This window comes from Amycolatopsis oliviviridis, from assembly GCF_014654365.1.
Taxonomy (GTDB): domain Bacteria; phylum Actinomycetota; class Actinomycetes; order Mycobacteriales; family Pseudonocardiaceae; genus Amycolatopsis; species Amycolatopsis oliviviridis.
This window is the reverse complement of sequence record NZ_BNAY01000017.1, coordinates 15,405-34,199: the sequence shown is the minus strand read 5'-3', so window position 1 is coordinate 34,199 and position 18,795 is coordinate 15,405. Positions and strand designations below refer to the sequence as shown.

The window sequence follows — 18,795 nt, the reverse complement described above, 5'->3', positions numbered from 1 at the left end:
CGAATCGCCACTCACGACCACCTGTACCCATCCCGACCCGGAAGGCCCGGATGAAACCTCACGACATGGGAAAGCTGTTCGACCAGTGCGCGCACACACGGACGGTCGTGCGCCTCGACCGGCCGTTCGACATCGCGCCGGAACGCGGGATCGCCCATACCGTCGACCAGCTCGCCGGATTGGTCCGGGACGCGGCGGGATGGCTGCACGAGGCCGGTGTCCGGCCCGGCGACCGGGTCGCCGTCGTCAAACGGAACCACTGGGACTACGACCTGCTGGCGTGCGCGGCGGTGCGGATCGGCGCGGTCCCGGCGAAGTTGTCCGGCAAGCTCCCCGAAGGCACGCTGGACATCCTGCTGGAACGCCTCGACGCCGCGGCGGTGGTCACCGACCGCCCGGTCCCACGCGCCCGTCGCGTGCTGCGCGTCGAGGACTTCGCCGCGGGGCGGCCACCGGCGCCACACCCCAGGGGCGATGACGAACCGCTGCTGATCTGCCACACGTCGGGCACGACCGGTGTCCCGAAACTGGTCGTGCACACGACCAGGACGATCATCGACCGGCTGGCCCGGCCGGAATCGGTGCGCTGGCCCGTCATCGGCGTCCGACGCGACGACGTGGTGGGCAATGCCAGCGCGTTCGCGCACGGTCGCACGTTCTGCTGGACCGCTTCGGCGCTGTGCCTCGCCCCGAGCGAGATCGTGATCCTCAGCGAGCCGTCGTCGGCGGCCCGGGTGTTCGGACGGCACCGGCCCACCGTCGTCGAAGCCCTCCCGTCGACCTACGTGCGGTGGCGTTCGCTCGCGAACGCGCCGGAGAACCCGTTCGACCGGGTGCGGAGATTCGTCAGCACCTACGACGCGATGCATCCGCCGGTGATCAGGGCGATGCTGCGTGCCAGCGGGCGCAAGCGTCCTTTGTGGATGCAAGGGTACGGGCAATCCGAGACGGGTCCGTTGTCCTTCCGGTTCTTCACCCGGCGCACCGCCGGCTCCACCCGGAACCTCGGCAGGCCGCTGCCCGGTCTCGCGAAACTGCGGGTCGTCGACCCGGCGACCGCCGAACCGGTCGCCAAGGGAAGCGCGGGCCTGTTGCTGGCCCGCACCCGTGCCCGGTGCACCGGTTACGTCGGTGAACAGGATCGCTGGGAGGCCAAGGCCGACGGACGATGGTGGAACACCGGAGACATCGGAACGGTGAGCCGGACGGGCGCGGTGACCCTGCTCGACCGCGAGGTCGACACCGTTCCCGGCCTGAGCTGCCTCGAGACGGAGGATCTCATCGAGGACCGCCTGCCGTCCGTGGAGGAGTGTGTGGTGCTTTCCGCTGTCGGGCGCGAACCCATCCCGGTGGTGGTGACGGACACCGCGCTGGACCCGGCACGGTGGCGGACGGCGGTGGACGATCTGCCGCCGATGGGGGAGCCGGTGGTGCTCTCCTGGGACGACGTGCCGCGCACCGGGACCGGGAAGGTGCGGCGGCGCGAACTGCTGACGCGGCTGACCGGGACGGCCGACACGAACGGAACGGGGCGATGGACGTGACCACGGCCTACGTTTTCGACAACCACAGCAGACACGCAGACGACCAGCATCGCTGTCTCGGTGAAGCCTACGACCCGAGTACTTTCGCGCGGCTGGAGGAAACCGGGATCCGGGACGGCTGGTCCTGTCTCGAAGTCGGGGCCGGCGGCAGCGGTGTCGCACACTGGCTCGCCGCCAAGGTGGCGCCAACCGGATCGGTACTCGCCACCGACATCAAACCGGACCACGTCGCACCGGCGCCCGGACTGACCGTGGTGCGGCACGACGTGGTTCGTGATCCGTTGCCTCCCCGCGCGTTCGACCTCATCCACGCGCGGCTGGTCCTGCAGCATCTCCCGGACCGGGAAGCCGTGCTCGGAAAGCTGGCGGGGGCGTTGAAACCGGGCGGCTGGCTGCAGATCGACGAGTTCGACATCTCCTACGGCCCGGTCCTGCTCGCGCCCGGCGAGCGGGCGGTCCACCTCTACGAGAAGTTCCTGGCGGCCAAGCGGAAAACGTTCGAGGCCGCGGGCGGGGACGGCACCTGGGGCCGCCAGGTTGCGGCGTCCATGGCCGCCGCGGGACTGGTGGACGTCGATCCGGTGCCGATGATCTTCCCCTGGCGCGCGGGAGCGCCGGGCGTACGCCTGCTGATCCACCACACCCGGCATCTGCGGGACCGGCTGGTCGCCGCCGGGATGACCGACGGTGAGCTGGCCGAGGTGCGCGAGGTCATGGCGGATCCCGGTTTCCGGGCGACGTCGTGCGTCGTCTACTCCGTGCACGGGAGGCGCCCGGAATGACCGGCGCGCTGGACATGGTGACGGTGGCGGGTCCGGTCGATCTCCCGTTGACCGGCGAACTCGACGTGCAGGCCGCCTGCGGGATCATGCATGTGCACGGCAGGCGATCCGGCGGACCTGCCCCGCTCGGGCTCGATTACGCGTCCTTGGTGGCGGCCGAACTCGCCGAGCTGGGCGCGGCGGCGGTGCGGCTGGCCCGGGACCGGGGGATTCCGTTGCGCGGGGTGAGCACCTCGCTGGCACAGGCCGCCCTGCTGGCGATCTCGCAGTATCTCGCGGCGGCGACCACCCGGGACGAGCACCAGGAGGAGTTCCTGCCCGGCGGCCCGCCCTTCCGTTCGTCCGACGGGGTCGCCTTCGAGATCGAGACGCTCGATCCTGAGGTGTGGCAAAGGTTCTGGACCGAACTCGGCGCCGATCGCGCGGCGGTCTCGCAGGGCTGGCGGCCGTTCATGCAGCGGTTCGCGACCGCGACCTGCCCGCTTCCGGCGGGACTGCCGCGCCTCCTCGCCGCCTGCCCGATCGCCCGGGCCGAATGGGCGGCCATGCGGACCGGGATGACCTTGGTGCGGGTGGCGAACCATCCGATCGAGGGGATGCCCGCGTTCGTCGTCAGCGGGGAAGGGCGCGGGCACCGGCCGGTGGCGCCGGTGGAGGCGCTCCCGTTGTCCGGGTTGGTGGTGCTCGAATCCTGTCGCCGGGTGCAGGGGCCCCTGGCCGGTCATCTGCTGCGGTCGCTTGGCGCGTCGGTGCTGCGGATCGAGCCGCCGGGAGGTGATCCGCTGCGCTGGGTGCCGCCGATGGCAGGCGAGACCTCGGCCAGGTTCCAGGCGCTCAACAAGGGCAAGGAGGTCGTCGAGATCGATCTGACCGGCCCGGCGGGGCGGCGGCGGCTGATCGAGCTCGCGGCCGGGGCCGACGTCTTCCTGCACAACTGGGCACCGGGCAAGGCGGAGCGGTGGTCGTTGACCGGGCACGATCTGGCGCGTGCCCGGCCGGGGATCGTGTACGCGCACGCGTCGGGCTGGGGTACCGAGCTGGGGCCGGAGCCGCCCGTGGGCACGGACTTCGTCGTGCAGGCCCACGCGGGCGTGCCGCCGTCGCTGATGACGATCGTCGACGTGTTCGGCGGGATCGTGTCGGCGCACGGGATCGTGACGGCGCTGGCCCGCGGCGCCACACGGGTCGACTCGTCGCTGTTGTCCGCGGCCCACCGGCTCAACGCGGGCGCCCGGCGGCGCTGCGACCGTCCGCTGACCGTGCCGGTGTGCGACGACCTCGCCGCCCTCGCCGCCGACCCTCGCTTCTCCAGGGCGCTCGTCCACGACGAGTGCGTCCTCGTCGGTTCGCCGTGGCGGTTCACCTCATGACCTGGGTGTCCTCCACGGGGATGGTCCTGCGTGATCTCGTACCCGCCGCCGTGCGCGGTGACTGGGTCCGGCGGGGCCACTGCCCGGACCGCGAGCTGTACTCGTTGTTCCGCGACCGGGTCCGCGAGCACCCGGACCGCACCGCGGTGATCGACGACGAAGGCTCCCTCCGTTACGGCGAGCTCGACGTCGCCGTGCGTGAACTGGCCGTCCGGCTGGTGAACGCCGGATGTGGCTCGACCGACATCGTCGGCGTGCGGGAACCGAACGGGCGTGCCGCGGTGATCGCCGAACTGGCGGTCTTCGCGCTCGGCGCCGTCGTGCTGCCGGTACCGTCCGGGGCGGAAGCCCTCCTCGAACGCGCCGGAGCTCGGTTCAGCATCGGGGACGGTCGGATCGCGGGCGCGTCGCGGCGCGCGGGCCGCGTCACCCGTCCTCATCCGGAGGCCCCGGCGCGGATCCTCGTCTCCTCCGGCTCGGAGTCGGAACCGAAGATGGTCGCTTACTCGCACAACGCTTTCGCCGGTGGGCGGGCCAACTATCTCCGAGCCGTCCGCGGTGGGATCGAGGTGCCTCGCGATCTCGTGCTGGTGTCCCTGACCTCGGGCTTCGGCTCGTTCGGAGTGCCGGTCACGGTGTGCCGCGATGGCGGCACGCTGATCCTGGCGCGCCGGTTCGAGGCGAGCGCCGCGCTTGCGCTGATGGCCGAACACCGGCCGTCGCACGTGTACGCCGTGCCGACGATGTGGCGACGCATGGCCGAGTGTCCCGGTGAGGTGGACACGGCCGGGCTTTCGGCCATGGTGTCGAGCGGCGACTCGTTGCCGCCGTCGACGCGAACGGCTTGCCGTACGCGGTTCGGCGTCGGGATGATCGATGTCTACGGGTCCTCCGACGGGGTCAACTGCCATACGTCGACGCCGGAGCACGGCGTGGGAGTCCCGGATCCGGCGGTGTGTGAGATCCGGCTGGTCGACGACGAGATCTGCGCACGAGGCCCGATGACGCCGCTGTGCTACGTGGGCGCGCCGGCGCTGGACGCGGAGCACCGGTTCGACGGTGGCTGGGTGCGCACGGGGGACAACGGCCGGTTCGGCGACGGCGGCAGGCTGTACGTGACCGGCAGGCGCAAGCGGGTGGTGATCCGCGGCGGTTACACCATCAGTCCCGCCGAGGTGGAGCTCGCGATCGGCGAGCATCCCGCGGTCGGTGAGGTCGCCTGTGTCCCGGTGCCGGACACCGAGCTGGGCGAACGCCTTTGCGCCTGCCTGACAGTCCGAAAAGGACAATCGCTGACCTTGCCCGAACTCGCCGCCTACCTTCGCGGCACGGGCCTCGCCCGGCCCAAACTGCCCGAGTCCTTGTTGCTCCTGCCCGAATTGCCGGTGAGCCGTTCAGGGAAGGTCTGTCATCGGACGCTGGCCGGCCTCGCCGCCGGTCGACACGAGGAGAAAGCGTGACCATGCTCGACCCCGGAAAGGGCGCCGCCTTCACGGCGCTCGGAGAACTCGCGAAGGCCGCCGAGGAGAATTCCTCGCTCTCCTCGGGCCTGCGTGAGCTGATCAAGCTTCGCTGTTCCCAGCTCAACGGATGCGAATACTGTGTCCGGCTGCATTCGGCGCATCGCGAGGAGGCGCCCGAACTGTTCGACAACCTGCCGGAATGGCGGACACATCCGGCGTTCACCGAGCGCGAGCGTGCCGCATTGGCCCTCGCCGAGACCGTGACCCTGGTCCACACCGGACAGGTGAGCCGCTCCCTGCTGGAAGCGGCGATGCGCGAGTTCGGTGAGGCCGGGACCAGGGAACTGCTCTGGATCGCGATCGTGATCAACTCCTACAACCGCCTGGCCATCAGTACCCGGTTCGCGTGACGGTCATCTGTGTGATCGGCGCCGGACCGCGGGGCACCTCCGTCCTGGAACGGGTCTGCGCGAACGCGCGAGACCGGGTCGTGGTGCACGTGGTGGACCCCTACCCACCCGGTCCCGGCCGGGTCTGGCGTACGGATCAGCCGGAGCACCTGCTGATGAACACCGTCGCCGGGCAAGTGACGCTCTTCACCGACGAGACGGTGCCGTGTGCCGGCCCCCGGCTGCCAGGCCCCTCACTGGCCCAATGGGCGGGGATCGATCCGGACTCCTACGGCTCACGGGCGCTCTACGGTCGTTATCTGACGTGGTTCTTCCACCGTTTGCGGAGACACCGGCTGGTCGAGGTGGTCGTCCACCGCGACACCGCCGTCGCACTGGGCCCGCGCGGCGTCGAACTCGCGAGCGGAAGCCGCGTAACCGGGGTGGACGCGGTCGTGCTGGCGCTCGGGCATGAAGGTGCGAACCAGCACGAGGACGGCCACCTGCCGCCGGGAAACGCGGCCGACGCCGACCTGACGGGGGTGCGGCCGGGAGAGCCGGTCCTGCTGCGTGGTCTCGGCTTGACGTTCTTCGACTACCTGAGTTTGTTCACCGTCGGCCGGGGCGGAAGGTTCGAGAACGGCCGGTACCTCCCGTCCGGGCGGGAACCCCGGCTCTACGCGGTCTCCCGGCGAGGGGTGCCGCATCACGCGCGAGGTGTGAACCAGAAAGGCACGGCGGGGCGGCATCTGCCCGCCTTCCTGACACCGGAACGCGTCGCCGCGTTGCCGCGGAAAGCGGGCTTCCGGCGCGACATCTGGCCGCTGATCGATCGGGAGGTCCGCGGTGTCTACTACCGCGGACTGCTCTCGACACGGCTGAGCCGATGGCAGCTCGAGAAGTTCTCGGAGTCCTATGCGGACAGTTACGGTGACGAAGGAACACTGTCGCGGTACCGGTTGCCCTCCCGCCTGCGGTGGGACTGGGACCGGATCGGCAATCCTCCCGTACCGGGCCCCGGCAGCGCTCACCGGCCTTGGCTGGCCGAGTATCTCGCCAGGGACGTCGCGAGGGCGAAACGGGGCAACGTGCGCGATCCGCTCAAGGCCGCGCTGGACGTGCTCAGGGATCTCCGCAACGAGATCCGGCTCGCCGTCGATCATGGCGGGGTCAGCGGCGACTCGTACCGGGACGAGGTGGCAGCCTGGTACACCCCGCTCAACGCGTTCCTGTCCATCGGGCCGCCTCACGGCCGGATCGAAGAGATGCTCGCCTTGCTTTCCGCGGGAGTTCTCCAGGTGCTCGCCCCGGGGGCACGCGTACGCCGGGTCGCGGCCGGGTACGCGGCGGATGCGTCGTCGTGGACCGGCCACGACGTGGTCGCCACGACGTTGATCGAAGCCCGGATGCCGGAGGTCGACCTGCGGGCCACGGTGAACCCGCTGCTGACCGCCATGCGCCGCGCGGGACAGTGCAGGCCCTACCGCATCGGGGACTACGAGACCGGCGGCCTCGAAGTCACCCGCAGCCCGTTCCGCGTCGTCGACGCGGCCGGTCGAGCGCATCCACGCTGGTTCGCCTTCGGGGTCCCGACCGAACACGTGCACTGGGCGACCGCGGTCGGCGCGCGGCCGTGGTCGGCTTCGGTGACCCTGCTGGACGCGGACGCCATAGCGCGTGCGGCGCTCGCCGGGCGCGGCGATCAGTGCTCGTCGTAGTGGTCGCCGTGCCGGGCGTGGCGGTGGCCGTCGTGCACGTAGTCCACGTGATCGCCATGGGGAACGGCGACGTGGCCGCAGCCCTCACCGTGATCGTGGCGGTGATCGTCGTGCTGTTCGTGCGCGGGACGCTCGCATTCGTCGAAATGGCCACTGTGCCCCACGTGCAAGTGTCCATCGTGGACGTAGTCGACGTGATCACCGTGTGGGATGGCGACGTGGCCGCAGCCTTCGCCGTGCGCGTGGTCGTGTCCGAGGTGTTCGTCGTGCTGTGGCGCCGAGGTCATCGTTTCGCTCCTGTCGTCGAGGGAAAGTTCCTTCACCGGGTGGGCACCGCGCCCAAGATGGCTTTGAGCTCGGTGAATTCGTCGAAGCCGTATTCACCCCATTCGCGGCCGTTGCCCGACTGTCCGTACCCACCGAAGGGAGCGTGCAGGTCGCTCCCCGCCCCGTTGACCCCCACCATCCCAGTGCGGATTCGGCGTGCGACGGCGAGAGCATGCCCGGGATCGGCGGATTGGACGGCGCCGGACAGGCCGTAGTCGCTGTCGTTCGCGATCCTGATGGCGTCCTCCTCGTCTTCGTAGGTCAGCACGGCCAGGACCGGACCGAAGATCTCCTCGCGCGCGATCCGCATGTCGGGGGTGACGTCGGCGAAGACCGTCGGCTTGACGAAGAAGCCGAGGTCCAGCCCGTCGGGTGCGCCGAGCCCGCCGGTGACGAGCCGGGCGCCTTCCTCGATCCCCGACCAGATGAGAGCCTGGACCTTCTCGAACTGGGCCTTGTTTCCCACCGGGCCAAGTTCGGTGCCCGGCGAGCGGGGGTCCCCCACGGAGATGGCCTCGACCGCCTTTTCCAGCAGTGAGATCAACTCCGCCGCCTGATCATGCTGGACGAGCACCCGGGTGGTTGCGTTGCAACTCTGCCCCGTGTTGCGGAAACAGCCGTCCACCACGGTCCGCACGGCCGCGGGCAGGTCGGCGTCCGGGAGCACCACGTTCGCCGACTTGCCGCCCAGTTCGAGGGAGACGCGTTTGATCGTGCCGGCGGCGTTCCTGGAGACGAGCACACCGGCGTGGGTCGAGCCCGTGAACGACACCATGTCGACGTCGGCGTGCTTGGCCAGCAGGGTGCCCGCGCCAGGACCGTCGCCGTGGACGAGATTGAAGACACCGTCCGGCACACCCGCCTCGGCGAGGATCTCGGCGAGCAGCGACGCGCTCAGCGGCGCCCTCTCGCTGGGTTTGAGCACCATCGTGCAGCCCGTGGCCAGCGCGGGGACGACCTTGCAGAGGATCTGGTTCAGCGGCCAGTTCCACGGTGTGATCAGCGCGCAGACCCCCACCGGTTCCCGCCTGATCAACGTGGACCCGCGCAGGCGCTCGAACGGATAGTCCTCCAGCACATCGATACCGGTCAGCACGTGCCCGAGTCCAGCAGGCACCTGCGCCTTGCCGGCGAGCTTCACCGGTGCCCCCATCTCCGCGGTGATCGCCGCCGCGAGTTCGGGGGACCGGCGCCCGTACACCTCGGAGATCCTCCGGAGCAGGGCCGCCCGCTCCCGTGGGCCGGTCCGTGACCACGTCGGGAAAGCGGACTTCGCGGCGGCCACGGCCCGGTCGACGTCTTCCGCCCCGGCCAGCGTGACCCGTGCGATGGTCCGCTCCGTGGCCGGATCGACGACGTCAGCCCCGGTGGTGGAGATCGGTTCGATCCACTTTCCGTCGATGTAGAATTCCGTGCCGAACGGGAACTCGGTCACCATCTCGTCCTTTCGACGGTTGTGCGGCGTCATGCATCGGGCCGATCTTCGAGAGGTCGTAACCGGTCGGGTAGCCCGGGTAGGTGCGCGCCGGGGGTCTGGACGTCAGCTTCGCGGCAGTCCGTGGAGCGAGCCTTTCGAAATGCGCGTGCGCGGTCAGGATCGCCGCGTTGGTGGCCCTCGCCCACGATCCCGGATCCGGGAGGCCCAGCGCGTGCCGCGCCTGCTCGTCCAGCCGGGCAGGCAGCACCGGCGACATGAGCCGCGCTATCGGCCTGGGATACCACGAGACGTACAGCCGGAGAATCGCTTCGGAGACCTGCCGGTTGCTCTCGGCGTACCGGAAACACCGTTTCTCGTATTTGTTCTTGAACTCGAGAAAAGAGTCGTAATCCTCCGGCAGGGAAACGATGTTCATGAGCCTGCCGATCCGGCGGAAGAAGTGAAAGCTGCCGAGTTTCTCGGCGTCGGTGACCTTCCGCCAGCCCCAGCGGTCGATCCAGTGCACCGGTTCGTAGACGAAGGTCGACAGGATGTACAGCATGTCCTCGTTGGCGCAGCTGATGTCTCGATGCGCCCGGTTGATCTGCCGGATGGCCTGGCGGCCCCGGGGCGACTCGGTTCCGTTCGTCACGATCTCACCCAGCAGGATCCGGGTGTCGTCGTACCGTTTCTGGCTGAAGTGTTCGACATGCCCGCTACGGTGGAGTTGCTCGGACACCGTCGGGACGCAGCAGGCCTTCCACAGCGCGATCTCCAGCCCGCGCCCGTAGTCCCAGGGGAACTCCAGGCGCGAGTGCACCCGGTGGATCTCATGGCAGTCCTTCTCCGGGTCCAGGCCGCTCAGGTATCGAGCTCGCGCATACCGGTCTCTCATGCCACCTCCCCGGCTGCCGTGCGGTCTCGGGCCTAGGTGCGCATCGCCGATCCGGCGACGAGCCGAACGTTGGAGCCTTGGTTCCGCTTCGTTTCGAAACGCCATTCGAACTGGCCGCTGAGCCAGCTCCGCAAGAACTCCACGCGATCGGCCGCCGCGGATCGCAGCGCCGGATCCAGAAGGGCGGCGATCTTGCCCGTCAACTGATCCTCGCTCTGCCGCTCGAAGTCGTCGATCTCGGCCTGGATCATTTCGGCGGCCGTGTCCGCCGCGGTCTGCAGATCCGTTCCACGTTCCTTCTTGAGGACGACCACGAGATTGTGCACGTCCCCGAGGTTGTACTCCTTCTCACAGGAGAAGAGGTCGTTCATCCACAACGAAGCCGAGGACAGGGAGGCGTCCAGCTCACTGAAGTCTTCCGCGGTGCAGGGGCCTTCGGTGGGAAGCTCCCAGCCCTGTGCCAGTTCCAGCAGATCGAGATAGGGCATCAAGGCGCAAGAACGCAACTCGATGTACTCCGCGACCCCGGGCGTCCGCTTGTCGCGGCGGTTGGCCGCCTCGTGGACGCAACGCCCGAGGAACAGCGAAAAGTGCGCGACGAACTTGGCGCGCCAAGCGACACTCGACTTCGCGCACGTCCGCGCCCAGATGTCCGCATAAGCGCGTGCGAATGAAGAGCCGCTGTGCGCGACTTCCCCGCCGTCCACCGGGAGCCACGACACGACTTCGTCGCACATCTCTCGCAGCCGGACCGGGTCGACGCGGGCTTCCGACTCGTCGAACACGTCGTCCAGGAGCAGGTTGCACGCCATCCATTCGGTCATCAGGTCGAGGATTTCGGCGTCGGCATGGGGGAATGTCCGGCCGATGAGCGTTCCGATGAGCGAATCGTCGTAGCGCTGCTTGTCCGCATCGGTGGTCACGAGCCCATACCTGCGAACGAATTCTCTCCCGTGTTCCTCCGCGCGCTGCGCGTGAACGTTCAGTCGAGAGGGAAAAGGCATGGTGAACCGGCGGTACTGCAACGACACGGAATTCCCCTTCGGCTTCAGCGAACGTGAATGCGGGCGGTGGAATCGACTCGTGCACGGGCCGGATTCAGGTGGCCGACCTTAGGGCGGAGCGCGACCCGCCCGCCAACGGACGTTCCAGCGGACGGAACGCTCCTGCTGGCGGGTCCGTTCGCCGCGGACGGCGTGCTCAGAGACGTGACTCGCGTGCTCAGGGACGTGACTCGCGTGCTTGGATGCCGCACACGGATGTGCGGTGTCCAAGCACGGGAGTTCCGTCTCCAAGCACGCGAGATTCGGTCAGGTCGCCTTACCTCACGGGGCGCACGACCGGACCGGGATCGCCAGCACGTACCAATGCACGTCGAGGCCGTAGCGGCGTTCGCCGTGAACCACCGGTACCGGAGGGGTGTCACGCCGGAGGCCGAGAAGCGTGGCCGGCAGCCGCCGGCTTCCCATGTTCGTTTCGAGCGATCGCCGGTTGATGATCGGCGGCTGGGCGAACCTCTCCAAAGCCAATCGGTCGCCGAAAACAGCTCGGTCGACGGGGTCGTGCAGGACCAGTCCTTGGATCGAGTAGATCCAGCCGACGAGGAACCGGATCTCGGCCTCGGCGCATCGCCGGATCACTTCCGTGAATCCGGTGTGCCTGGCGGCCCCCGCCGCCCCCTGCCCCGCCCATTCCGGCAAGACCCCGCCGTAGTCGAACGAAGCCGTGGAAAGTGGGCCCGCCTCTGCCATCTCGTCGTACAGTTGGCGGTCGTAGATCTCGTTTCCCGGGGCATCGAGTACCGGGATGATCCAATCACTCCCGGGTAGCCGGTAGACCCGCTGTGCGACGGCTTCGAACCGGCCACCGTCGTCCGCCAGGTGCGGTGCGGCTTCGGCGACGACGTAGTCATCCGAGAGGATCCACCTCCCGATCTCCTCTGTGCCGAGCTTCTCCAGAAAGCCGCCCTCGTCCTCCCACTCCGAGCGTTTCATCTCGAACACGCGCTTCGCTTCGAGCGGGTCTTTGTCCCAGCCCGCGGCCAGATCCAGCATCGCCGAGACGATCGCCGGGGACCGGTGGACCGCGCGATACCTGTCCAGTAGACCTCGGGCGATCTCGCCGTCGTGGTCACGGGTGACTATTCGGGTGGCCCATCGCAAGGGCTCGGAATCCGTTTTCATCGGTCATCTTTCTTCGCGGGCGTTGGAAGTGGACTTCATGGAGCGAACGCCAGGTACAAGCCCAGCGCGAGGAAGAAGCATCCCGACAGCAGGTCGATCGGGAAGACGATCCGGCGATACAGCCGTTGGAACGGTTCGCTGGAAAAAGCGATCGCGACGAGGCAATACCATGAAAGCGCGGACAGTGCCAGCGCGGTGACCGCGGAAATACGGGTGGTCAGTGGCACGGAAAGAGGCAACACGGTCGCTGTCAACGCGCCGAAGAAGAGCATCGCCTTCGGGTTCGTGACGATGGTGAGTATTCCTCGCAGATATACGCGCGAGCCGGAGTGAGCGACCGGGTTCGGCTCGGAATGGTCGGTGGTGCGCAAACTACGGAGGATTCGCAGCCCTAAGTAGCTCAGGTAAAGGCCGCACACCAGCCGCATGAGGCGATACGCCGCTCCTTGTACAGGAAGGAGATCGCCGAGTAGCAGGACAGAGATCCCAGCCAGCGTCGTACTGCCGGAAGCGACACCCAATGCGGCCATCAGGGCGGACTTGCGGGAGGTCGCCGAGGCGGTATGTGCCACGTAGAGGAGATTGGGTCCGGGGGTGACCGCGGCGGCGAAATAGATCCCGACCGTCGCGCCTACCGTTCCGAACAAGGACACGTGAAACCCGAAATGGACGAGTGGGGGAAGCTCGGAGTCGGTGAGGCTGACATTTTCTCATTTTAAGGTTGATTTCACGGTTGGCACCGAATGCTGAAGAATAGTAGGGAGTTCACTCGCGAAGGCGGGACACCTGGGTGGTGGATCGTCGGCGACGTTCCAGGGCGTGGTACGCGAGGTGGGCCTCGGTGGACGTGGCCGTCTACCGTCCCGGAATCTGCGGGAATCAGTGAGGAGCAGGACAGTTGTCGAATATCGTCATCATCGGTGGTACTTCCGGGATCGGCCGTGAACTGGGCGAGTACTACGCGGGGCACGGGCACTCCGTCGTGGTGACCGGGCGGGACGCCGAACGGGCGGAGGAGATCGCCGCCGAGATCGGCGGGACGGTACGAGGCATCGCCGTCGACCTCGCCGATCCGCCGGGCATCGCCGGCGCGCTGGCCGGGGTCGGGCCGGTCGATCGGCTCGCGCTCGTCGGGATCCAGCGTGACCGGAATTCGGTGAAGGACTACGACGTCGGCGGCGCGGTCGATCTCGTCACGATGAAACTGGTCGGGTACACGACCGTCGTGCACGCTTTGCTGGACCGCCTCACCCCCGAGAGTTCGGTACTGCTCTTCGGTGGGATGGCGAAGGATCGGCCGTACCCGGGTTCCACGAACATTTCCATCGTCAACGCCGGGGTGCTGGGGATGGTGCGCACCCTCGCCGCGGAGGTGGCGCCCGTGCGGATCAACGCGATCCATCCCGGAGTGGTAGGGGACAGCCCGTACTGGGCGGGCGCGGCCGACCTGCTCGAAGGCGTGCGGGTCCAGACGCCCTCCGGCCGGCTCGTGACCATGGGCGAGGTCGTCGAGGCCTCGGTGATGTTGCTGGAGAACCGCGGGCTCAACAAGGTGAACCTGACCATTGATGGAGGCTTCGCCTGACTTCCTCGAACAAACCGACGGGACGTGGCGGTACGGCGGGTCGTGAGTGGCGATTCGGGTTCTAACCCGAATCGCCACTCACGACGTTCGTCAAATGCGCGACGTACGGTCCAGGCCTGTCGTCACCAGGCGCGGAAGCGCACTTGCTGTTCGGGTTCGAGAGCGACGTCTTCGCCCGTGATCGTCCGGCCGTTGTGGATGAGAATGGCATAGTGGTCGGGGAAATGTGAGGCGTCGAAGCCGAGCACGGTGCCGAGGAGTTTGGTGCCGATCCAGACTTCGTCACCTTGGTCGAGCACGCCGGCCCGGTCGATTTCGGCGAAGCCCAGGAAGCCGACGTCGTCGATCGGCGCCCCGGGGTCGGTGTGAGTCGTGGTGACGAGTTCGTGGATCTCGCCGGTGCGGACGCATCGGCTCGCGAACGGTTCCAGGCTCATGCCCCTGTCGTCCCGGCGGTATGCCAGCACTTTGACCAGTGTGCCGGTGACCTCGCGCTTCGATCCGTTGTCCCGCAACAGCGTTCCCTTCGACGTGGTTCGGCAGGTCAGAGCGGGCCTACGGATCGGCTCGGAAATCGCCGCTCGCGAAACGGCAGAACTTCGCCTCGGCGATCACCACGCGAGCCTTCCGCCGAAGTGGTCGAGACGAGGGACTCGGCGAAAGCGGCGGCGGACAGGCGGGAGATTTCCCGGTGGCGGTGGAGATCCACGACCAGAACACTGTGTTCGCGGGCGGCGGCCTCCTGCCGCCAGATCAGCTTGTCCGCGACGGCGAGATGCGTGTACCCGGATTTCGCGGGCAGGAGGTCCAGCAGATCCTCCGTAGTGGCACCGTCGTAGTCGGGATCGTCCACCAGCCGGACCTTCGCCGAACTGACGTCCCGCGCCCGCTGGCGAACGAGTTCGCAGAGGTCGTCCCAGGCCCATTGGTCCGCGAAATTCGTGCGTACCACCAGAGTGCCGCGGCCTCTCGGCAGCATGTGGAAACTCCCGTCCCATCGTCGGTTCCGGTCGCGGGTTCCAGCGGATCGCCGCGGCGAGAATTTGTAGCACCGTGGCCGGTGCGCAAAAGGCATTCGGCCTGGGAATGTCGAGCAGGTAGAGGGGATTTCTTCACGAACCCCGGCCGCTGAATATCACTGTGCGTAAGCAAGGCTGGGGTCTGTCGGGTGCCATCTCCGTGTCGAGGGTGATCAGTCCTCGTCGCTGGACCGGAAGCTTGTGAGCACTAAAGGGGCCGTGGCCAGGTCGGCCGGGCCGCAACGGCAAAGAGTGCAGTCCTGGGAGAATTTCGGACATCAGCGGCGGTTACGCCGGGTGACTCGTGCCAGGATCAAGCCGTCCCGAATCAGTGATCTTGCTGGAGCGTCTGCTGAACCTGCCGACCGAACCTCAGCGCCGGCGACAACTTCACTTTGTCGGCGAGTTCTAGAATGAGGCGAATTCATCATGACATCAGTCGTTGATTCCCAGGCGCGATCGGCCGACGTCCTGCTGGAATCGGCAGGTCTGCCCGCCGGGGATCGCCGGCTTTTCCGGCAGTACGGATGGGGACCCGCTCGCGCCGTTCCCCGCGAAGCGGTCCACAAGGCGATCGAGCGGCACGCCGCCGTCGATCCAGCGGCGATCGCGGTCGAACACGAGGGCCGGGTTCTCACCTACGGAGACCTCGATCGGCATGCCGATCGGCTGGCCGCCCATCTCGTCGCGCGAGGCGTGCGGGTGGGGGACAACGTCGCCCTGGTCCTGCGGCGGGGTATCCCGATGGTCGTCGGCATCCTGGCGAGCCTGAAGGCGGGGGCCGCCTACGTTCCCCAGGACGGTCGTGTCACCCGTCCCGTCGCCCTGAAGCACATCCTCGCCACAACGCGCGCGCGGCTGGTGCTCACGCAGTCCGACGTGCCGGTGGCGCTCCCGAGTGGACAGACCAGCCTCGACATCGACTCGTTCATGGACCAATGCGAGGACTTCGCGCCCGTGAACGTCGACGTGCCGCCCGAGCGCGGTTGCTATGTCCTGTTCACCTCGGGCACGACAGGGATGCCCAACGGTGTCGTGGTCACCCATGCGAACGTCGTCAACCTGCTTCACTCGGAGCCCGGTGACCTCGGGATCCGGCCGGGCACCGTGGTGGGGCAGATCCTCAGCATCGCCTTCGACATGGCGGCATGGGAGATCCTGGGCTGCCTCACCCACGGCGGCACCCTGCTGATCCGCGGCGACGACATCGAGGAGACGGCTCGCCGGGTGGACGTCCTGGTCGCGACGCCGACCATTCTCGCCTCGCTGGATCCGGACCGGTGCGAACGGGTGCGGACCGTCGCCGTCGCCGGGGAGCCCTGCCCGCGGCCGCTGGCCGACAGTTGGGCGCGGACGAAGACGTTCTACAACGGCTGCGGGCCGACCGAGGTGACGATCGTCAACACGATGCAGGCGCACCGGCCCGACGCCGACCTGCTCACCATCGGCAAACCGTTGTCGAACAACACTGTCTACGTCCTCGACGAGGTCGGCCGGCCTTGCCCGATCGGGGAGATCGGTGAGATGTGGGCGGGCGGTGACTGTGTCTCGGCGGGCTACCTGGCCAACCCCGACCTCAACGCCGCGCGCTACGCGCCGGACCCGTTCCTCGGTGGTGGCCGGATGATGTTCCGCACCCGGGATCTGGCGCGCTGGACACCCGACGGGCAGCTGGAGCACTTCGGGCGCACCGACGACCAGGTGAAGATCCGTGGCTTCCGGGTGGAACTCGACTCGGTGTCCGCGGTACTGGAGCAGGTGCCCGGGTGCACGAGGGCGGTCACGCTGAAACTCGACAGCCGGACCCTGGTGGCGTTCGTGCAGCCCGCGACGGTCGATCCTGAGGCCGCCCGGCGCGCTGTCGCCGAGACGCTGCCCTACTACTGCACACCGGAAGTCGTCTACCCGGTGCCAGAGCTGCCCATGACGTCGCGGGGCAAGATCGACAAGCGGCTGCTCACGGACCTGGCACGGAACAAGGAGAACGCAGGATGACCGCGCTGGGCGAGCACACGGGGAAGATCGTGCTCCCGGAACCGCTCCCGCCGCTACGCCGGATGTTCAAACATCCGATGCTGATGCACCACAACCGGCTGGCCGTCTCGGTCCTGGTGATCAACCTGGTGGTGCTGGGCTTCGCGCTACCCGGGGGGATCACCGCGGATTTCGCGGCCGACGCCTCGTTGGCCAACTTCACGCTCGCCGTGCTCATCCGGCGTCAGCGCCTGATCAACCTGCTGTTCCGGCTCGCCACCGCCGCGCCGGTGACCTGGCCGCTGAAGGTGCGCTGGACGCTGGGCAAGGTTTATCACTTCGGCGGTCTCCACGTCGGCGGCTCCGTGGTCGGATCGCTGTGGTTCGCGGCTTTCGTCGTGCTGGCCACCGTGCAGGGCGCGCCGACGGCGGTGCTGGTGCTGGCCTACACCTTGACGGCCTTGCTCGTCGGGATCCTCGTCACGGCGATGCCGAAGATGCGCGTCAAATCCCACAACCGGTTCGAATTGACGCACCGTTTCGGCGGATGGCTGACCCTGGTTCTGCTGTGGGCGCTGGTCATGACCCGGATCGTCCACAGTGGAGAACCGCTGCTCACTGCACCGCAGTTCTGGGCGCTGATCGTGCTCACCGTGGCCATCGCGGCACCGTGGACCCGGTTGCGTCGGGTCCCGGTCTCCATCGAACGGCCGTCGTCGCATGTCGCGCTGACCCGGTTCACCCACGGCCGCAAACCCTTCGCCGGATCGTCCACCGCGATCAGCCGGTCACCCCTGCGGGAATGGCACTCCTTCGCCAACATCCCCGCGCCGGACGAGCACGGTTTCCGGCTGACCATCTCGCGCGCGGGAGACTGGACGGGCAAGTTCATCGACGACATGCCGTCGCATGTGTGGGTGAAGGGCATCACGACCGCGGGTGTCGCCAACATCGAAACCCTGTTCCGCAAGGTCGTCTACGTGGCGACAGGCAGCGGGATCGGGCCCTGCCTGCCGCACCTGCTCGCACAGGAGGTTCCGGCGCTCCTGGTTTGGGCGACCCGGAACCCGCGGGTGACCTACGGGGACGGACTGGTCGACGAGATTCTGGCCGTGCAGCCCCATGCGCGGATCTGGGACACCGGAGCGCACGGGAAACCGGACATGGTCGAGCTGGCTTATGCCGCGTACCGGGATTTCGGCGCCGAAGCGGTCATCTGCATCTCCAACAAGAAACTCACCTGGCAGGTCGTCCATGGTCTCGAACGCCGGGGGATCCCGGCCTACGGCGCCATTTGGGATTCCTGATCCGACCAACCACAAAGGACACATCATGCGAGTGAGGTTCGAACGCGCCGGGCGAGTGGTCTGGGCACATCTGGACCGCCCCAAGGTTCTCAACGCGCTCGACACCGCGCTGATGGAGGAACTGGTCGGCACCCTGAAGCCCCTGGACGAGGATCCGGAGGTCGGCTGCTTCGTGATCACGGGATCGGAGCGCGCCTTCGCCGCGGGCGCCGACATCTCCGAGATGGCGGACAAGACCGTCTCCGACATGGTGTCGGAGGACTATTTCGGGGGCTGGGAAGCCTTCGCCGCCCTGCGCACGCCCAAGGTCGCGGCCGTCTCCGGGTTCGCCCTCGGTGGCGGCTGTGAGCTGGCGATGATGTGCGATCTCGTGATCGCCGCCGACACCGCGAAATTCGGCCAGCCGGAGATCACCCTCGGGGTCATCCCCGGTATCGGTGGCACCCAGCGGCTCACCCGGCTGGTGGGCAAGGCGAAGGCGATGGACCTGATCCTCACCGGACGGCTGATCGACGCGGTGGAAGCCGAACGTATCGGCCTGATCTCCCGGGCGGTCCCGGCGGACACGCTCCTCGCCGAGGTCACCGAGGCCGCCACCCGGATCGCGGGGTACGGCAAGATCGCCGCGATGGCGGCCCGTGACTGTGTCGACCGGGCACTCGAGACGGGGCTCGCGGACGGTATCCGATACGAACGCCGCGTGTTCCACTCGCTGTTCGCCACCGCCGACCAAAAAGAAGGAATGCGGGCGTTCCTGGACAAGCGGAAGCCGTCTTTCGAAGGGCGTTGACGCTCGACCGACTTGTGTATGGGTGGTTTCGG

At 68.0% G+C, this 18,795-nt stretch carries 18 protein-coding genes; 10 read left to right on the top strand and 8 right to left on the bottom strand.

Annotated elements, in window-relative coordinates:
* The first annotated feature begins 65 nt into the window (after positions 1-65).
* From IE302_RS41535 to IE302_RS41510, 6 genes are read left to right on the top strand one after another with little or no spacing between them, the layout of a single operon-like run.
* On the top strand, positions 66-1,544 hold the full coding sequence (locus IE302_RS41535; RefSeq protein ID WP_191259964.1) for a class I adenylate-forming enzyme family protein: 1,479 nt from the start codon (positions 66-68) through the stop codon (positions 1,542-1,544).
* Positions 1,535-2,326 (top strand): class I SAM-dependent methyltransferase, encoded by a 792-nt coding sequence (locus IE302_RS41530; protein WP_191259963.1) that lies wholly within the window; start codon positions 1,535-1,537, stop codon positions 2,324-2,326. The genes IE302_RS41535 and IE302_RS41530 overlap by 10 nt, the downstream gene beginning before the upstream one ends.
* Positions 2,323-3,696 carry a CoA transferase gene (locus tag IE302_RS41525; protein ID WP_191259962.1) on the top strand — a complete coding sequence of 458 codons (1,374 nt, stop codon included), beginning with the start codon at positions 2,323-2,325 and terminating at the stop codon, positions 3,694-3,696. Before IE302_RS41530 ends, IE302_RS41525 begins: the two co-directional genes overlap by 4 nt.
* Positions 3,693-5,156 carry a class I adenylate-forming enzyme family protein gene (locus tag IE302_RS41520; RefSeq protein WP_191259961.1) on the top strand — a complete coding sequence of 488 codons (1,464 nt, stop codon included), beginning with the start codon at positions 3,693-3,695 and terminating at the stop codon, positions 5,154-5,156. Before IE302_RS41525 ends, IE302_RS41520 begins: the two co-directional genes overlap by 4 nt.
* A 2-nt stretch (positions 5,157-5,158) precedes the next feature.
* Complete coding sequence (locus IE302_RS41515) at positions 5,159-5,569, top strand: carboxymuconolactone decarboxylase family protein (protein WP_229908344.1); 411 nt, start codon at positions 5,159-5,161, stop codon at positions 5,567-5,569.
* Positions 5,566-7,266 carry an FAD/NAD(P)-binding protein gene (locus tag IE302_RS41510; RefSeq protein WP_191259959.1) on the top strand — a complete coding sequence of 567 codons (1,701 nt, stop codon included), beginning with the start codon at positions 5,566-5,568 and terminating at the stop codon, positions 7,264-7,266. Before IE302_RS41515 ends, IE302_RS41510 begins: the two co-directional genes overlap by 4 nt.
* On the opposite strand, the gene IE302_RS41505 is transcribed toward IE302_RS41510, so the two are convergent.
* The 6 genes from IE302_RS41505 to IE302_RS41480 form a co-directional block, all read right to left on the bottom strand.
* Positions 7,251-7,553 (bottom strand): hypothetical protein, encoded by a 303-nt coding sequence (locus IE302_RS41505; protein ID WP_191259958.1) that lies wholly within the window; start codon positions 7,551-7,553, stop codon positions 7,251-7,253. The two genes, IE302_RS41510 and IE302_RS41505, sit on opposite strands and share 16 nt — an antisense overlap.
* Before the next feature lie 32 nt (positions 7,554-7,585).
* Positions 7,586-9,031, bottom strand: a complete 1,446-nt coding sequence (locus tag IE302_RS41500; protein WP_191259957.1) for an aldehyde dehydrogenase family protein — start codon at positions 9,029-9,031, stop codon at positions 7,586-7,588.
* Positions 8,952-9,905 (bottom strand): oxygenase MpaB family protein, encoded by a 954-nt coding sequence (locus IE302_RS41495; RefSeq protein WP_191259956.1) that lies wholly within the window; start codon positions 9,903-9,905, stop codon positions 8,952-8,954. Before IE302_RS41495 ends, IE302_RS41500 begins: the two co-directional genes overlap by 80 nt.
* Positions 9,906-9,937: 32 nt before the next feature.
* Positions 9,938-10,828 (bottom strand): terpene synthase family protein, encoded by an 891-nt coding sequence (locus tag IE302_RS41490; protein WP_191259955.1) that lies wholly within the window; start codon positions 10,826-10,828, stop codon positions 9,938-9,940.
* Positions 10,829-11,230: 402 nt separating this feature from the next.
* Positions 11,231-12,088: a hypothetical protein gene (locus IE302_RS41485; protein ID WP_191259954.1), complete on the bottom strand. Its 858-nt coding sequence runs from the start codon at positions 12,086-12,088 to the stop codon at positions 11,231-11,233.
* A gap of 35 nt (positions 12,089-12,123) precedes the next feature.
* Positions 12,124-12,741, bottom strand: coding sequence for a LysE family translocator (locus tag IE302_RS41480; RefSeq protein ID WP_191259953.1), 618 nt, complete (start codon positions 12,739-12,741; stop codon positions 12,124-12,126).
* Positions 12,742-12,986: 245 nt separating this feature from the next.
* On the opposite strand from IE302_RS41480, the gene IE302_RS41475 reads away from it, so the two are divergent.
* The gene (locus IE302_RS41475; protein ID WP_191259952.1) at positions 12,987-13,673 is read left to right on the top strand and encodes an SDR family oxidoreductase; all 687 of its coding nucleotides are present in this window, start codon (positions 12,987-12,989) and stop codon (positions 13,671-13,673) included.
* A gap of 122 nt (positions 13,674-13,795) precedes the next feature.
* Here IE302_RS41475 and IE302_RS41470 read toward each other — a convergent pair whose 3' ends face one another.
* Complete coding sequence (locus tag IE302_RS41470) at positions 13,796-14,188, bottom strand: DUF6917 domain-containing protein (RefSeq protein ID WP_229908338.1); 393 nt, start codon at positions 14,186-14,188, stop codon at positions 13,796-13,798.
* A 29-nt stretch (positions 14,189-14,217) separates the two neighbouring features.
* Positions 14,218-14,652 (bottom strand): DUF6924 domain-containing protein, encoded by a 435-nt coding sequence (locus IE302_RS41465; RefSeq protein WP_191259951.1) that lies wholly within the window; start codon positions 14,650-14,652, stop codon positions 14,218-14,220.
* A 469-nt stretch (positions 14,653-15,121) separates the two neighbouring features.
* On the opposite strand from IE302_RS41465, the gene IE302_RS41460 reads away from it, so the two are divergent.
* The 3 genes from IE302_RS41460 to IE302_RS41450 are packed head-to-tail and all read left to right on the top strand — an operon-like array spanning position 15,122 to position 18,763.
* Positions 15,122-16,687: an amino acid adenylation domain-containing protein gene (locus IE302_RS41460; protein WP_191259950.1), complete on the top strand. Its 1,566-nt coding sequence runs from the start codon at positions 15,122-15,124 to the stop codon at positions 16,685-16,687.
* Entirely contained in the window at positions 16,684-17,973 is a 1,290-nt protein-coding gene (locus tag IE302_RS41455) for an FNR domain-containing protein (protein ID WP_191259949.1), read from the top strand. Before IE302_RS41460 ends, IE302_RS41455 begins: the two co-directional genes overlap by 4 nt.
* 25 nt (positions 17,974-17,998) lie before the next feature.
* Positions 17,999-18,763 carry an enoyl-CoA hydratase-related protein gene (locus IE302_RS41450; RefSeq protein ID WP_191259948.1) on the top strand — a complete coding sequence of 255 codons (765 nt, stop codon included), beginning with the start codon at positions 17,999-18,001 and terminating at the stop codon, positions 18,761-18,763.
* Positions 18,764-18,795 lie beyond the last annotated feature (32 nt).

Bases quoted from the DNA above. Each gene is read 5' to 3' on its own strand.
- IE302_RS41465 (WP_191259951.1), bottom strand. From the start codon at position 14,652: ATGCTGCCGAGAGGCCGCGGCACTCTGGTGGTACGCACGAATTTCGCG.
- IE302_RS41500 (WP_191259957.1), bottom strand. From the start codon at position 9,031: ATGGTGACCGAGTTCCCGTTCGGCACGGAATTCTACATCGACGGAAAG.
- IE302_RS41455 (WP_191259949.1), top strand. From the start codon at position 16,684: ATGACCGCGCTGGGCGAGCACACGGGGAAGATCGTGCTCCCGGAACCG.
- IE302_RS41450 (WP_191259948.1), top strand. From the start codon at position 17,999: ATGCGAGTGAGGTTCGAACGCGCCGGGCGAGTGGTCTGGGCACATCTG.
- IE302_RS41535 (WP_191259964.1), top strand. From the start codon at position 66: ATGGGAAAGCTGTTCGACCAGTGCGCGCACACACGGACGGTCGTGCGC.
- IE302_RS41530 (WP_191259963.1), top strand. From the start codon at position 1,535: ATGGACGTGACCACGGCCTACGTTTTCGACAACCACAGCAGACACGCA.
- IE302_RS41460 (WP_191259950.1), top strand. From the start codon at position 15,122: ATGACATCAGTCGTTGATTCCCAGGCGCGATCGGCCGACGTCCTGCTG.
- IE302_RS41495 (WP_191259956.1), bottom strand. From the start codon at position 9,905: ATGAGAGACCGGTATGCGCGAGCTCGATACCTGAGCGGCCTGGACCCG.
- IE302_RS41515 (WP_229908344.1), top strand. From the start codon at position 5,159: ATGCTCGACCCCGGAAAGGGCGCCGCCTTCACGGCGCTCGGAGAACTC.
- IE302_RS41520 (WP_191259961.1), top strand. From the start codon at position 3,693: ATGACCTGGGTGTCCTCCACGGGGATGGTCCTGCGTGATCTCGTACCC.
- IE302_RS41485 (WP_191259954.1), bottom strand. From the start codon at position 12,088: ATGAAAACGGATTCCGAGCCCTTGCGATGGGCCACCCGAATAGTCACC.
- IE302_RS41505 (WP_191259958.1), bottom strand. From the start codon at position 7,553: ATGACCTCGGCGCCACAGCACGACGAACACCTCGGACACGACCACGCG.
- IE302_RS41525 (WP_191259962.1), top strand. From the start codon at position 2,323: ATGACCGGCGCGCTGGACATGGTGACGGTGGCGGGTCCGGTCGATCTC.